The 13,653-nt window shown below is 63.8% G+C and carries 13 protein-coding genes; 9 read left to right on the top strand and 4 right to left on the bottom strand.

All coding sequences use genetic code 11. The annotated features are described in order from the left end of the window. Positions 1 to 247 precede the first annotated feature (247 nt). Together recA and alaS are read left to right on the top strand one after the other, a co-directional pair. Entirely contained in the window at positions 248 to 1,345 is a 1,098-nt protein-coding gene (gene recA, locus AC1DPX_RS26605; RefSeq protein WP_010909075.1) for a recombinase RecA, read from the top strand. Positions 1,346 to 1,605: 260 nt separating this feature from the next. Then, positions 1,606 to 4,272, top strand: coding sequence for an alanine--tRNA ligase (gene alaS, locus AC1DPX_RS26600; RefSeq protein WP_477240322.1), 2,667 nt, complete (start codon positions 1,606 to 1,608; stop codon positions 4,270 to 4,272). 247 nt (positions 4,273 to 4,519) lie between these two features. On the opposite strand, the gene AC1DPX_RS26595 is transcribed toward alaS, so the two are convergent. Further along, entirely contained in the window at positions 4,520 to 5,146 is a 627-nt protein-coding gene (locus AC1DPX_RS26595) for a glutathione S-transferase family protein (RefSeq protein WP_477240320.1), read from the bottom strand. Positions 5,147 to 5,217: 71 nt separating this feature from the next. Continuing rightward, entirely contained in the window at positions 5,218 to 6,429 is a 1,212-nt protein-coding gene (locus AC1DPX_RS26590; protein WP_038646407.1) for an NADP-dependent isocitrate dehydrogenase, read from the bottom strand. A gap of 216 nt (positions 6,430 to 6,645) precedes the next feature. Between AC1DPX_RS26590 and AC1DPX_RS26585 the strand changes: the two genes are divergently transcribed. Together AC1DPX_RS26585 and murI are read left to right on the top strand one after the other, a co-directional pair. Next, on the top strand, positions 6,646 to 7,563 hold the full coding sequence (locus tag AC1DPX_RS26585; protein WP_477240318.1) for an RNA methyltransferase: 918 nt from the start codon (positions 6,646 to 6,648) through the stop codon (positions 7,561 to 7,563). Continuing rightward, entirely contained in the window at positions 7,556 to 8,371 is an 816-nt protein-coding gene (gene murI, locus AC1DPX_RS26580; RefSeq protein ID WP_477240316.1) for a glutamate racemase, read from the top strand. The genes AC1DPX_RS26585 and murI overlap by 8 nt, the downstream gene beginning before the upstream one ends. Here murI and AC1DPX_RS26575 read toward each other — a convergent pair. Next, on the bottom strand, positions 8,368 to 9,750 hold the full coding sequence (locus tag AC1DPX_RS26575) for an RNB domain-containing ribonuclease (protein ID WP_477240314.1): 1,383 nt from the start codon (positions 9,748 to 9,750) through the stop codon (positions 8,368 to 8,370). The genes murI and AC1DPX_RS26575 overlap by 4 nt on opposite strands. Positions 9,751 to 9,910: 160 nt before the next feature. Between AC1DPX_RS26575 and AC1DPX_RS26570 the strand changes: the two genes are divergently transcribed. Continuing rightward, positions 9,911 to 10,099 carry a DUF3008 family protein gene (locus AC1DPX_RS26570; protein WP_010909084.1) on the top strand — a complete coding sequence of 63 codons (189 nt, stop codon included), beginning with the start codon at positions 9,911 to 9,913 and terminating at the stop codon, positions 10,097 to 10,099. Positions 10,100 to 10,192: 93 nt separating this feature from the next. On the opposite strand, the gene AC1DPX_RS26565 is transcribed toward AC1DPX_RS26570, so the two are convergent. Beyond that, positions 10,193 to 10,390 (bottom strand): hypothetical protein, encoded by a 198-nt coding sequence (locus AC1DPX_RS26565; RefSeq protein WP_027028656.1) that lies wholly within the window; start codon positions 10,388 to 10,390, stop codon positions 10,193 to 10,195. A gap of 317 nt (positions 10,391 to 10,707) precedes the next feature. Between AC1DPX_RS26565 and rpsD the strand changes: the two genes are divergently transcribed. From rpsD to AC1DPX_RS26545, 4 genes are all read left to right on the top strand, one after another. Next, positions 10,708 to 11,325 carry a 30S ribosomal protein S4 gene (gene rpsD / locus AC1DPX_RS26560; RefSeq protein ID WP_013895883.1) on the top strand — a complete coding sequence of 206 codons (618 nt, stop codon included), beginning with the start codon at positions 10,708 to 10,710 and terminating at the stop codon, positions 11,323 to 11,325. Between the two features lie 134 nt (positions 11,326 to 11,459). Continuing rightward, positions 11,460 to 12,347, top strand: a complete 888-nt coding sequence (gene ttcA, locus AC1DPX_RS26555; protein WP_477240312.1) for a tRNA 2-thiocytidine(32) synthetase TtcA — start codon at positions 11,460 to 11,462, stop codon at positions 12,345 to 12,347. Then, positions 12,337 to 13,164, top strand: coding sequence for an inositol monophosphatase family protein (locus tag AC1DPX_RS26550; protein ID WP_477240310.1), 828 nt, complete (start codon positions 12,337 to 12,339; stop codon positions 13,162 to 13,164). The genes ttcA and AC1DPX_RS26550 overlap by 11 nt, the downstream gene beginning before the upstream one ends. Positions 13,165 to 13,239: 75 nt before the next feature. Further along, a complete protein-coding gene (locus tag AC1DPX_RS26545; RefSeq protein WP_477240308.1) occupies positions 13,240 to 13,647 on the top strand; it encodes a hypothetical protein in 408 nt (135 codons plus the stop codon). Positions 13,648 to 13,653: the final 6 nt, after the last annotated feature.

Below are 13,653 nucleotides of genomic sequence, written 5' to 3'. Positions count from 1 at the left end.
AAGCGCTAGACTGCGTTGTGGACCTTCGCCAGCAAGATGGCGATTCGGCGGGTCGATACAATCGAACAGTCTGGCCCAATGCGGGGTGCGGTCCTGTTAGGTCTCTTGGTACGAAAAAAGAACAAATCCGGATATCATTTGTTTTTCAAATATTTGATCCCTCTTGCCAAACGAGAACAAAAAAGGTACAAAATGGCAGGGATTGCGGATTGTCCGGCCTTCATTGACGACCAAGGGGTGATGTATCATGGCTCAGAATTCTTTGCGGCTTGTAGAGGATAAGGCAGTGGACAAATCAAAGGCTCTGGATGCGGCGCTGTCGCAAATCGAGCGGGCTTTCGGCAAGGGCTCGATCATGCGGCTCGGCGCGAACGAGCAGGTCGTCGAGATCGAAACGGTGCCGACCGGCTCGCTCGGCCTCGACATCGCGCTCGGCGTCGGTGGCCTGCCGCGCGGCCGCATCATCGAAATCTACGGGCCGGAAAGCTCGGGCAAGACGACGCTGGCGCTGCACACGGTGGCCGAAGCCCAGAAGAAGGGCGGCATCTGCGCCTTCGTCGACGCCGAGCATGCGCTCGATCCGGTCTATGCCCGCAAGCTTGGCGTCGATCTCGAGAACCTGCTGATCTCGCAGCCCGACACCGGCGAACAGGCGCTGGAAATCTGCGACACGCTGGTGCGCTCCGGCGCTATCGACGTGCTGGTGGTCGATTCGGTGGCGGCACTGACGCCGCGCGCTGAAATCGAAGGCGAGATGGGCGATTCGCTGCCCGGCCTGCAGGCCCGCCTGATGAGCCAGGCGCTGCGCAAGCTGACCGCCTCGATCTCGCGCTCCAACACCATGGTCATCTTCATCAACCAAATCCGCATGAAGATCGGCGTCATGTTCGGGTCGCCCGAGACCACGACCGGCGGCAACGCGCTGAAATTCTACGCATCGGTGCGCCTCGACATCCGCCGCATCGGCTCGGTCAAGGATCGCGACGAGGTCGTCGGCAACCAGACCCGTGTCAAGGTGGTCAAGAACAAGCTGGCGCCGCCCTTCAAGGTGGTCGAGTTCGACATCATGTATGGCGAGGGCGTGTCCAAGACCGGCGAACTGGTCGATCTCGGCGTCAAGGCTGGCGTGGTCGAGAAGTCGGGCGCCTGGTTCTCCTACAATTCGCAGCGCCTCGGCCAGGGCCGCGAAAATGCAAAACTTTTCCTGCGCGACAATCCCGATACCGCACGCGAGATCGAACTGGCGCTCAGGCAGAATGCCGGGCTGATCGCCGAAAAGTTCCTCGAGAATGGCGGCTCTGAAGGCGGCGACGACGGTTTTGAGGACGAAGCCGGCGCGATGTAGTGCAACCGGACAGAGTTCGGCCATAAAGCCGGCCTATGATCTGATGCTTAAGTAATCGAGTTCTTAGTACCGCGTTCAAAACCGCCGGCCTTCGCGCCGGCGGTTTTCGTTTTGGCGGACCAATGGACTCCCTGGATTGGCCCAGTTCCGTGTTTCTGGACAGGCTCGGGCGTGCCCGCTAAAAGGCCAAATCTATTTCTGCAAAGCAGAGACCAGTTTCCGCCGGCCGCGCCGGCGGTTTTCGCGAAAAGGCAGCAGTCATGAGTGGCGTGAACGAGATCCGGTCGACCTTTCTCGACTATTTCCGCAAGGAGGGCCACGAGGTCGTGGCCTCGAGCCCGCTCGTGCCGCGCAACGATCCGACATTGATGTTCACCAATGCCGGCATGGTGCAGTTCAAGAACGTCTTCACCGGCCTGGAGAAGCGGTCCTATTCGCGCGCCACCACCGCCCAGAAGAGCGTTCGCGCCGGTGGCAAGCACAACGACCTCGACAATGTCGGCTACACCGCGCGCCACCTGACCTTCTTCGAGATGCTCGGCAATTTCTCCTTCGGCGACTATTTCAAGGAGCGCGCCATCGAGCTTGCCTGGAACCTGATCACCAAGGAGTTCGGGCTGAAGAAGGACAAGCTGCTGGTCACCGTCTATCACACCGATGATGAGGCGGCCGGCTTCTGGAAGAAGATCGCGGGTTTCTCGGACGATCGCATCATCCGCATCRCGACCTCGGACAATTTCTGGGCGATGGGCGATACCGGCCCTTGCGGGCCGTGCTCGGAAATCTTCATCGATCGCGGCGAGCAAATCTGGGGCGGACCTCCCGGCAGCCCGGAAGAGGATGGCGACCGCTTCCTCGAATTCTGGAACCTGGTGTTCATGCAGTATGAACAGGTGACGAAGGAGGAGCGCATCGACCTGCCGCGTCCGTCCATCGACACCGGCATGGGTCTGGAGCGCATGGCCTCGATCCTGCAGGGCGTGGAGAGCGTCTTCGAGACCGACCTTTTCCGTCATTTGATCGATGCGGCGTCCTCCGCGCTCGGCCGCGCTCCGGATGCGGAAACGGTGGCGTCCTACCGCGTCATCGCCGATCATTTGCGCTCGTCCTCCTTCCTGGTCGCGGACGGCGTGCTGCCGTCGAACGAAGGCCGCGGCTACGTGCTGCGCCGCATCATGCGCCGCGCCATGCGCCACGCGCAGCTGCTCGGCGCGAACGAACCGCTGATGTGGAAGCTGGTGCCGGCGCTGGTGCGCGAGATGGGCCAGGCCTATCCCGAACTGCCGCGCGGCGAACAGCTGATCACGGAGACGCTGAAGCTCGAGGAAACGCGCTTCCGCAAGACGCTGGTGCGCGGCCTCGGCCTGCTCTCCGAGGCGACGGAAACGCTGCACGCCGGCGACATGCTGGATGGCGAAACTGCGTTCAAGCTCTACGACACCTACGGCTTCCCGCTCGACTTGACGCAGGACGCCCTGCGCCAGCGCAGCATCTCGGTCGATCTTGCCGGCTTCACCAATGCGATGGAACAGCAGAAGGCCGAGGCGCGCAAGCACTGGACCGGGTCCGGCGAGGCCGCGACCGAGACGGTGTGGTTCTCCGTGCGCGAACAGACCGGCGCCACCGAGTTCCTCGGCTACGAGACCGAACAGGCGGAAGGCCTGATCCAGGCGCTGGTCAAGGATGGCAAGACCGTCGACAGCGCCGGCAAGGGCGACGCCGTTGCGGTGGTCGTCAACCAGACGCCGTTCTATGGCGAGTCCGGCGGCCAGATGGGCGACACCGGCATCATCTCGGGCGAGGGGTTCTCGATCGAGATCTCCGACACGCAGAAGAAGGCCGACGGGCTGTTCGTGCATCTGGGCAAGGTGGCGAGCGGCACGGTCAAGACCGGCGCCGCCGTCGAGCTCAAGGTGGACCATGCGCGCCGCACCAGGCTGCGCGCCAACCATTCCGCCACGCACCTGATCCATGAGGCGCTGCGCGAGGTGCTGGGCACCCATGTCGCGCAGAAGGGCTCGCTGGTCGCGCCGGAGCGGCTGCGTTTCGACATCTCGCACAACAAGCCGATCTCGGCCGAGGAGCTCGAAGAGGTCGAGCGCATGGCGAACGAAATCGTCGTGCAGAACAGCCCGGTGACCACGCGGCTGATGTCGGTCGACGACGCCATCGCCGAGGGCGCCATGGCGCTGTTCGGCGAGAAGTATGGCGATGAGGTGCGCGTCGTGTCGATGGGTACGGGGCTGCACGGCGCCAAGGCCAACCGGCCCTATTCGGTCGAACTCTGCGGCGGCACCCATGTCAGGGCGACCGGCGATATCGGTCTGATCCGCGTCGTCTCCGACGGCGCGGTCGCCGCCGGCGTGCGCCGCATCGAGGCGCTGACGGGCGAGGCGGCGCGCAGACATCTCGACGAGCAGGACAGGCGCCTGAAGGCGGCGGCAGCCGTGCTGAAGATCTCGCCCGCCGATGTGCCGGCGCGTGTCGAGACGCTGCTCGAAGAGCGCAAGAAGCTCGAGAAGGAACTGAGCGAGGCGCGCAAGAAACTGGCGCTCGGCGGCGGCGCCGCGGCGGGTGCGCCCTCGGAGAACGAGACGGTCGCGGGCGTCGGCTTCCTCGGCAAGGCGGTCTCCGGCGTCTCGCCGAAGGATCTGAAGCCGCTGGCCGATGCCGGCAAGACGTCGCTCGGCTCCGGCGTCGTCGTCTTCGTCGGCGCTGGCGAGGACAACAAGGCCAGCGTCGTCGTCGCAGTCACCGACGACCTCGTCGGCCGCTTCAGCGCCGTCGACCTGGTGCGCGTCGCCTCCGCCGCCTTGGGCGGGCAGGGCGGTGGCGGTCGGCCCGACATGGCTCAGGCCGGTGGCCCGGATGCCTCGAAGGCCAATGATGCGATCGCGGCTGTGAAGGCAGCGCTCGAAGCGGCTTAAGCTGCGGGAATCGTCCCACTTTCGGGGCAATGCTGCCCCTCATCTGGCTGCCGCCATCTACTCCCCGTTGAACGGGGAGAAGATGCTGTCATCGCGGCTTTCGCTAATCGCCAACGTTGCAGGAGAGGTACCGGCGTCGGGGCCAGCCTCTTTCGCCCCGTTTACGGGGAGAAATGCCCGGCAGGGCAATGAGGGGCGGCGCTGACATCAAAAAAAGCTCGCTCGACAGCCATGACGAGAAGCGTGCTCATTCGGCCTTTTCAGTCTTCACAAAACCGTGCCGTGCGGCAATCCGCCCGTACCAGTCCTGAATATCCGCGAACCGCGCCAACAAATCTCGCCCCTCGGCGACCTTGACGAAATAGCCGATGACCGGCGCGGCATGCAGGTCGGCCAGCGTCAGCCGATCACCAAGCAGCCAGGGTCCATCCGCCTTAAGTGAAGTCAGAACTTTCAGCACGGTCTCCGCCTGGCGGAGTCCGTTGGCAATCAAAGCCTCGTCTGGCTCCGCCTTTTCCAGCCGCTCGACGGCAACGTCCCAAACCATGGGACGGTAGCCATAGGCGTCGAGCATGCCTGTCATCTGGCCCATCCTGGCGCGGCCGCGCGCATCGGCGGGCTGCAGCGCCGGACCGTCGAAGGCCTCGTCGACATAGCGCGCGATCGCATTGGTCTCGAACAGCCGGAAACCGTCATGCTCGAAGGCTGGGATGCGGCCGAACGGGTGATGCTCCAGATACCAGGCCGGGATGCCGTCGGCGGCAAAGATATCGAGCGGCACCAACTCGTAGTCGACGCCCTTTTCCTCCAGCGCCATGCGCGCGATGCGCACATAGACGCTGTAGTCCGCGCCGTAGAGGATTGGCCTGGTCATGCTGTCAGCCCTTCGCTTTCGCTGGCGCCAAAAAGCGAAGGCTCCTTTCGGAGCCTTCGGCATGTGGGTAGTTAGGCCATGGCCTTCTGCAAATTCTCGTCGATCTTGTCGAGGAAGCCGGTGGTCGAGAGCCAGGGCTGGTCGGGACCGATCAGCAGTGACAGGTCCTTGGTCATGAAGCCGCTCTCGACCGTCTGGATGCAGACCTTTTCCAGCGTCTCGGCGAAACGCTTCAATTCGGCATTGTCGTCGAGCTTGGCGCGGTGGGCGAGGCCGCGCGTCCAGGCGAAGATCGAGGCGATCGAGTTGGTCGAGGTTTCCTCGCCCTTCTGGTGCTGGCGGTAGTGGCGGGTGACGGTGCCGTGCGCGGCTTCCGCTTCCACCGTCTTGCCGTCCGGCGTCATCAGCACCGAGGTCATCAGACCGAGCGAGCCGAAACCCTGCGCCACCGTGTCGGACTGCACGTCGCCGTCATAGTTCTTGCAGGCCCAGACATAGCCGCCCGACCATTTCAGGCTGGAGGCCACCATGTCGTCGATCAGCCGGTGTTCGTACCACAGCTTCTTTGCCTTGAACTCGGCCTCGAATTCAGCCTCGTAGACTTCCTGGAAAATGTCCTTGAAGCGGCCGTCATAGGCCTTGAGGATGGTGTTCTTGGTCGACAGATAGACCGGATAGTTGCGCAGCAGGCCGTAGTTCAGCGAGGCGCGGGCGAATTCGCGGATCGACTCGTCGAGATTGTACATGGCCATGGCGACACCGGCGCCGGGCGCGTCGAACACGTCGTGCTCGATGACCTTGCCGTCCTCGCCGACGAACTTGATCGTCAGCTTGCCCTTGCCGGGGAAGCGGAAATCGGTGGCGCGGTACTGGTCGCCGAAGGCGTGACGGCCGACGATGATCGGCTTGGTCCATCCGGGCACCAGGCGCGGCACGTTCTTCATGATGATCGGCTCGCGGAAGATGGTGCCGCCGAGGATGTTGCGGATGGTGCCGTTCGGCGACTTCCACATCTTCTTCAGCTTGAACTCCTCGACACGCTGTTCGTCGGGGGTGATGGTCGCGCATTTCACGCCGACGCCGTATTTCTTGATGGCGTTTGCCGAATCGATCGTCACCTGGTCGTTGGTGGCGTCACGGTGCTCGATGCCGAGGTCGTAATATTCGAGCTTCAGGTCGAGATAAGGGTGGATCAGCTTGTCCTTGATGAACTGCCAGATGATGCGGGTCATCTCGTCGCCGTCGAGTTCGACGACCGGGTTCGCCACCTTGATCTTCGCCATGGAAAGAATGCCTCGTTGCTGGGATATGGGACGGCCTTGCCCGCGTGGCGTTCGGCCGGGAGATGCCGCCCGTATATCAAAGCGTTTTTGGCCGCGCAAACGGCGATCGGTCACGAATGTGGGGCCATGGCCGCCATCATTTGCGAATGCTTCATTTTCGCGGCCGAATATGGCAGGGGACGCTGAAATGCCGCAAACAGCAGTTCATTGACAATCATGCCCGTCACCAAAGATCCCGATAATGCTCCCGCCGCCGGTCCGGCCATCATCCTCGTCGAGCCGCAGCTTGGCGAGAACATCGGCATGGTTGCTCGCGCCATGGCCAATTTCGGCTTGGCCGAACTGCGCCTGGTGAACCCGCGCGACGGCTGGCCGAGCGAGAAGGCGCGTGCCGCCGCAAGTCGCGCCGACCATGTCATCGACGCCGTGAAGGTGTTCGACGATCTGGCCGCCGCACTTGCCGATCTGAACTTCGTCTTCGCCACCACCGCCAGGCAGCGCGACGGCTTCAAGGCCGTGCGCGGGCCCGTGGAGGCGGGCAGGGTGCTGCGCGCCCGTCATGGCATGGGGCAGCGCACCGGCATCCTGTTCGGCCGCGAGCGCTTCGGCCTCTACAATGACGAAGTCGGACTTGCCGACGAGATCGTCACCTTTCCCGTCGACCCTGATTTCTCCTCGCTAAACATCGCCCAGGCGGCGCTGCTGATGTCCTATGAGTGGATGAAGTCCGGCCTGGAGGACGAGACCCAGACCAATTTCACCGGGCCGGAGATGAAACCGGCCAGCAAGGAAGAACTGCACGGCCTGTTCGCCTATCTCGAAGGCGCGTTGGAAGCGCGCGGCTATTTCCGGCCGGCGCCGAAGAAGCCGAAGATGGTCGACAATCTGCGCGCCGTGCTGACGCGCGCCGGCTTTGCCGAGCCGGAGCTCAAGGTGCTGCGCGGCATTATTTCCTCGCTGGACAGGTTCTCGCCGGCAATGCCGCGCGGCGACGGTTCGCCGGGCGACGATCCAAGGCGGCTTCCGGCCGCCGCGCGCGCCGGCAAGGCAGAGGCGGAACGCCTGGCACACAAGCCCGCCGGCGACGATGAGGACGCGCCGCCGCTTGGCGGCAAGGGAACCGACAATGACTGAGCAGCCGATCCTGATGTTCGATTCCGGCGTCGGCGGCTTGACCGTGCTGCGCGAGGCGCGGGTGCTGATGCCGGACCGGCGCTTCGTCTATGTCGCCGACGATGCTGCCTTTCCGTTCGGCGCCTGGGAAGAACCGGCGCTGCGCACCCACATACTCGAGCTCTTCGCCAAATTGCTCGACAGGTTTGCGCCGGCGATTTCCGTCATTGCCTGCAATACCGCCTCGACACTGGTGATCGATGCGCTGCGTGACAGATTTCCCGGCCATCCCTTTGTCGGCACCGTTCCGGCGGTGAAGCCGGCAGCGGAGCGCACCCGCTCCGGCCTGGTCTCGGTGCTGGCGACGCCAGGCACGGTGAAGCGGCAATACACGCGCGACCTGATCAGCAAATGGGCGCAGAAATGCCATGTCCGCCTGGTCGGCAGCGACAGGCTGGCGGGCCTTGCTGAAGTCTATATGCGCGAGGGTTTTGTCGACGAGGAGGCCGTGCGCGCCGAGATATCGCCCTGCTTCATGGAACATGATGGGCTCAGGACCGACATCGTCGTGCTGGCCTGCACGCATTATCCGTTCCTGGTCAATCGCATGCGCAAGACCGCGCCCTGGCCGGTCGACTGGATCGATCCGGCCGAAGCGATCGCCCGGCGAGCCCTTTCGCTGCTGCCGCCCGTCGACGGGGCGGTGCCGCAAGGCGAGCCCGATATCGCCGTCTTCACGTCAGGCAAGGCCGACTTTGCCGTCAGCCGGCTGATGCAAGGGTTCGGACTGGTCGTGAGCCAGACGGCGGCGGAAACGTCTGCCGCTTAAACGGGTTCGAAGACGATGCTGCGTTGATCCGGGTCGGCCGAGGCCAGCTTTAGCGTCACACCGTCGCCCTGCCTGAGTCCGGAGGCCTTCACTGTGGCAACGACAGGCATGTCGGCAAGCTGGACGCGCACGCCATGGTCGACGAAGTCGGTGACGACGGCTTTGAACGTTTCCCCTTCGCGTCCCCTGAGCATCACCGCCTCGGCAAGGTCGATGGCCGCATGGTTGATCTGCGAAGCGCGGGCATCCGCGCGTCCCATCACCTTCGGCAGTCTGGCGAACGCATCGCTGACGGCCTGCGGCACGGGCTGGCCGTTGGCGATCGCCAGCGCGCAGCGCACGACGTAGCGATCGGCCAGCCGCCTGAGTGGCGCGGTGGCATGGGCATAGGTCGCGGCCATCGCCTCGTGCCAGGGGACGACGCCTTCCTGGTAGGGCTGGTAGGACGCGCCATTGCCCGCGCGGCGGATTTCCAGCATCAACGCCGCCTGTTTGGGATCAGCCGGATCGAGCGTGCGCTGGTAGTCGCGCAGGTTGGTTGAGGCAGGCCACGACAGTCCGAGCGCCTGTGCCGCATTGCGCAATCTCTGCACTTTGGACGCGTCCGGCCCGGACATCACGCGGAACAGCCCGGTCTTGTGCCCCAGCATGGCGTCGGCAATCGCCATGTTGGCAGCCAGTGAAAGCGCGGCGTTGTCCTGCTCGGATTGCAGGATCGGTCTGAACGAGAGCCGGAAACTGCCATCGGCAAGCCTTTCCACCTCCTGCTCGGGCGGGTCGACGCGGGAAGCGCCGCGCCGTTCTTCGTTTGCCGCCATGCGCCGCGCCAGTTCGCCGAAGCCGACTGGTACGTCGGAGGCCGTCACGCTGTCATAAGCGAGCTTGGCGCGGCTTCGAATGATGGCCCGCTCCGCGCCATCCAACTTTACCGCACCGTCCTCAGCGACCCGAACCGTGAAGATAACAGATGGGCGCGGTCCGTCCGGCAGCAGGCTCGCCGCCGCCTCGGCAATTGCCGGCGGATAGAGCCCGGCCTTGCCGTCCGGCAGATAAAGCGTCTCGCCCCGCGTCCAGGCTTCGAGATCCAGCGCGTCGCCGTCCTCGACAAACCAGGCCACGTCGGCAATGGCGTAATGCAAGAGAAGATCGCCCCCGCTCGCTTCGATCGAGAACGCCTGGTCAAGATCGGTGGAGGTAGCGGGATCGAGCGTGACGAAGGGCACATCGGTTCGATCGGCATGCTGGTTCGGCACACGCCTGGTCGCCGCCTCCGCTGCTGCCGTGACGTCGGCAGGAAATCCGTCCGCCACGTGGAATTCGGTGCGGATTTTCGCCAGGCCGGTGGAGAGCGCTTGTGAGGGGTCTGTCAGAGACTTCATTCAGCCGTCCTACACCGGAGTTCCGGATACGGGAAGGCTGCCGGCGAATCGCCAAGCCGGCCGCCTGACGAGCTCGCACAGCCCGCCGAGGAACCGGCCGGCCGGCGCTGGAACCGCCGCCGAAGCGCGGCGTTTCACCTGACAGAAAGGAGAAACCGCCATGCCAGCCACCTCGAAAGCCCAGCAAAAAGCCGCCGGCGCCGCACTCTCCGCCAAGCGCGGTGAGACGAAAAAGAGCGAACTCAAGGGCGCTTCCAAGGGAATGTACGAATCCATGAGCGAGAAGCAGCTCGAGGAATTCGCCGAGACGAAGCGCAAGGGATTGCCGGAAAAGAAGTCAAAAGACTGACCGCGTCGTTCACGACACGCTGGCCCAAACAGACCAAGGCCCGCAGCGAAACTGCGGGCCTTGCCTTAAGCAATCTCCGGGCAAATATTTGCCTTACCAGCGATGGCAGCGCCTTACCTTTGTCACGATCACCTTGCGGTGGCCATGCCGCCACACCACCCTTTTCTTGACGATGACGCGGCACACTTGTTTGTGGCCGTGCCAATGGCGCGCCATGGCCGGTTCGGGCGCCACCGCCATCGAACCTGCAAGCACCGCGGCGCCTGCCAAGGTAAGGAAGAACTTCTTCATGCTGATTGGACTCCTCTAGCTCCAGATCCCTTCCTGGTGCCGTTGGCGCAAAACCTCCCGCCTCACAAGCTTGACACCGGTTAAATCTCGGTTTAACCAGCCGCCAACGCCGGGCAGCGATGTCCGGTGTTTGTTTTGTATGCGCAAGACCGGTTGCCTTGGTTTCTGGTTTTGTTTGAACTGACGTGTCCCGTGGGTTTTCCGCCGCGTTGCGTGGGAAAACCCTGTCAGGTCTCGAAAACGGAGGCCAGAGGAGGGCGCGTTTCCTTCACCCGGACCATGAGGTGCCGGGTGTGTTGTTTTGAAAAGGGAATGCGATGAGCAAGCGCGAATCCGCGAAATACAAGATCGACCGCCGTCTCGGCGAAAATATCTGGGGCCGCCCGAAGTCCCCGGTCAACAAGCGTGAATACGGCCCCGGCCAGCACGGCCAGCGCCGCAAGGGCAAGCTTTCCGACTTCGGCCTGCAGCTGCGCGCCAAGCAGAAGCTGAAGGGTCACTATGGCGACGTTTCGGAAAAGCAGTTCCGCAAGGTCTATGAAGAGGCCGACCGCCGCAAGGGCGACACCTCGGAGAACCTGATCGGCCTGCTCGAATCGCGTCTCGACGCGGTCGTCTACCGCGCCAAGTTCGTGCCAACCATTTTCGCGGCCCGCCAGTTCGTCAACCACGGCCACGTCAACGTCAACGGCAAGCGCGTCAACATCGGCTCGTACCGCTGCAAGCCGGGCGACGTCGTCGAAGTGCGCGAAAAGTCGAAGCAGCTGGTCATCGTCCTGGAATCGGTCGGCCTGGCCGAGCGCGACGTTCCGGACTACATCGAAGCCGATCACAACAAGATGGTCGCGACCTTCTCGCGCATCCCTGGCCTGGCGGACGTTCCGTTCGCCGTGCAGATGGAGCCGAACCTGGTCGTCGAATTCTATTCGCGCTAAGCGAACGCTTTTCTGCGATACCGGAAAGGCCGCCCTCGAGGCGGCCTTTTTGTTTGGCGCATCCGCTTTGCCGTTTCGATTTTCCGGCCGATGCGCTAATGCGGGCGGACGTTACATCCTGGGGCCGCCGCGCCATGAACATGCAGCCAGACATCGAGACTCTTGAACCGGCCGCCGAAGGCGGCTCCCATCCGCTGTTCGCCGATGTGCCGTCGTCCGTCGAGTTCAACAAACTGCGCAAGCGGTTGCTGCGGCTGACCCGCCAGGCGATCGAGGATTTCTCGATGGTGGAGCCGGGCCAGCGCTGGCTGGTCGCGCTGTCGGGCGGCAAGGATTCCTACGGCCTGCTTGCCACGCTGCTCGACCTCAAATGGCGCGGGCTGCTGCCGGTCGAATTGCTGGCCTGCAATCTCGATCAGGGCCAGCCGAATTTCCCCAAGCACATCCTGCCGGATTACCTCAACGCCAACGGCATCGCCCACCGCATCGAGTACCAGGACACCTATTCGGTGGTCACCGACAAGCTGCCGCAGGGCAGCACCTATTGCTCGCTCTGCTCGCGGCTGCGGCGCGGCCATCTCTATCGGATCGCGCGCGAGGAGGGGTGCTCGGCGCTGGTGCTCGGCCATCATCGCGAGGACATCCTCGAAACCTTCTTCATGAACCTGTTCCATGGCGGCCGTCTCGCCGCCATGCCGCCAAAGCTGCTCAACGACGAGGGCGACGTCATGGTGCTGCGGCCGCTGAGCTATTGCGCCGAGATCGACCTCGAGAAATTCGCCGCCGCGATGCGGTTCCCGATCATTCCTTGCGACCTCTGCGGGAGCCAGGAAGGCCTCCAGCGCAACGCCATGAAGGCGATGCTGGAAGACATCGAAAAGCGCATGCCCGGCCGCAAGGACACGATGATCCGCGCGCTGTCCAACACCAGGCCCTCGCATCTGCTCGACCGGAAACTGTTCGATTTCGCCGCCCTGAACCACACCCTCATCACAGGACAAGACGCATCCGATGACATTTGACGACAACGCGATCGACTGGCTGGCCAGCCTGCTGGCCGAGGCAGCCGACACGGAAATCATGCCCCGCTTTCGCCGGCTGGGCGACGGCGACATCAGGCAGAAGACCTCCGCCGCCGATCTGGTGACGGAAGCCGATGTCAACGCCGAGCGGCTGATCACCGCCAGGCTGCGCCAGCGTTATCCCGACGCCATGGTCGTCGGGGAGGAAGCCTGTTCCGACGACCCGGCGCTGCTCGACGGTCTGGGCGATGCCGATCTGGCCTTCGTCATCGATCCGGTCGACGGCACCTTCAACTTCGCCTCCGGTGTGCCGCTGTTCGGCGTCATGCTCGGCGTCGTGGTCAAGGGCGAGACGGTCGCCGGCATCATCCATGATCCGGTCGGCAAGGACTGGCTGATCGGCGCCAAGGGCGCCGGCAGCCATATCCGCCATGCGCATGGTACGCTGGAGAAGGTGCGGGTTGCCGCAAGCGCGCCGATCTCCGGGATGACCGGCGCGGTCTCCTGGCAGTACATGGCCGAGCCAGACCGCACGCGGCTGGCCTGCAACCAGACCAAGACGCTGTCGCAGTTCAACTACCGCTGCGCCGCCCACGAATACCGCCTGCTGGCGAGCGGCCATGGCCATTTCGTCGTCTACAACAAGCTGATGCCGTGGGATCATCTCGCCGGTGTGCTGATCCATGCCGAGGCCGGCGGCCATGCCGCGCGTTTCGACGGCACGCCCTATCTGCCGTCGCATGTCGGCGGCGGCCTGCTGGTCGCCCCCGATCGCGAAAGCTGGCAGGAGTTGCGCCGCGAACTGTGGGCTGCGTAGGATCATTTCCCAGGGCCGGCGCTTGACTGCCGGTTTTGTGCGGCCGAAGAATTGGTGCGCACGCGGGGCCCTCGAATGAAATCTCGGTTCGCAATTCTTGCGGCGGCTCTCGCCGCGATCGTGTTTACCAATGCCAACCCGGCAATCGCACAAGAGCGTCCCTGCCACAGTACCGATCCCGTCGACACGCTCAAGGAGATGTCGGAGGCGATCTATGCCTGTTGGAAGCCGCCAGCGGGAACCGCGGGCATGTCGCTGACGCTGCAGTTCTCACTGCGCCGCAACGGCACGCTGATCGGCAAGCCTCGCGCCACCTATTCCGATCTGGGGACGGATCCGCAACTCAGCCGGGCTTTCGTGGCATCCATCCTCAAGGCACTCGACGAGTCGCTGCCATTGCCCTTTTCGGACAGTATGGGCGGAGCAATCGCGGGGCGCATGCTTGCGCCTCGCTTCACGGCGGCGATTGAAGGTGCATCCTGACGCAAT

Source organism: Mesorhizobium sp. 01N446 (assembly GCF_056399285.1).
This window is presented reverse-complemented; position numbering and strand designations above follow the sequence as displayed.

Coding starts and splice junctions, on each gene's coding strand:
- recA (WP_010909075.1), top strand. CDS start 248: ATGGCTCAGAATTCTTTGCGGCTTGTAGAGGATAAGGCAGTGGACAAA.
- AC1DPX_RS26595 (WP_477240320.1), bottom strand. CDS start 5,146: ATGACCAGGCCAATCCTCTACGGCGCGGACTACAGCGTCTATGTGCGC.
- AC1DPX_RS26590 (WP_038646407.1), bottom strand. CDS start 6,429: ATGGCGAAGATCAAGGTGGCGAACCCGGTCGTCGAACTCGACGGCGAC.
- AC1DPX_RS26585 (WP_477240318.1), top strand. CDS start 6,646: ATGCCCGTCACCAAAGATCCCGATAATGCTCCCGCCGCCGGTCCGGCC.
- murI (WP_477240316.1), top strand. CDS start 7,556: ATGACTGAGCAGCCGATCCTGATGTTCGATTCCGGCGTCGGCGGCTTG.
- AC1DPX_RS26575 (WP_477240314.1), bottom strand. CDS start 9,750: ATGAAGTCTCTGACAGACCCCTCACAAGCGCTCTCCACCGGCCTGGCG.
- AC1DPX_RS26570 (WP_010909084.1), top strand. CDS start 9,911: ATGCCAGCCACCTCGAAAGCCCAGCAAAAAGCCGCCGGCGCCGCACTC.
- AC1DPX_RS26565 (WP_027028656.1), bottom strand. CDS start 10,390: ATGAAGAAGTTCTTCCTTACCTTGGCAGGCGCCGCGGTGCTTGCAGGT.
- rpsD (WP_013895883.1), top strand. CDS start 10,708: ATGAGCAAGCGCGAATCCGCGAAATACAAGATCGACCGCCGTCTCGGC.
- ttcA (WP_477240312.1), top strand. CDS start 11,460: ATGAACATGCAGCCAGACATCGAGACTCTTGAACCGGCCGCCGAAGGC.
- AC1DPX_RS26550 (WP_477240310.1), top strand. CDS start 12,337: ATGACATTTGACGACAACGCGATCGACTGGCTGGCCAGCCTGCTGGCC.
- AC1DPX_RS26545 (WP_477240308.1), top strand. CDS start 13,240: ATGAAATCTCGGTTCGCAATTCTTGCGGCGGCTCTCGCCGCGATCGTG.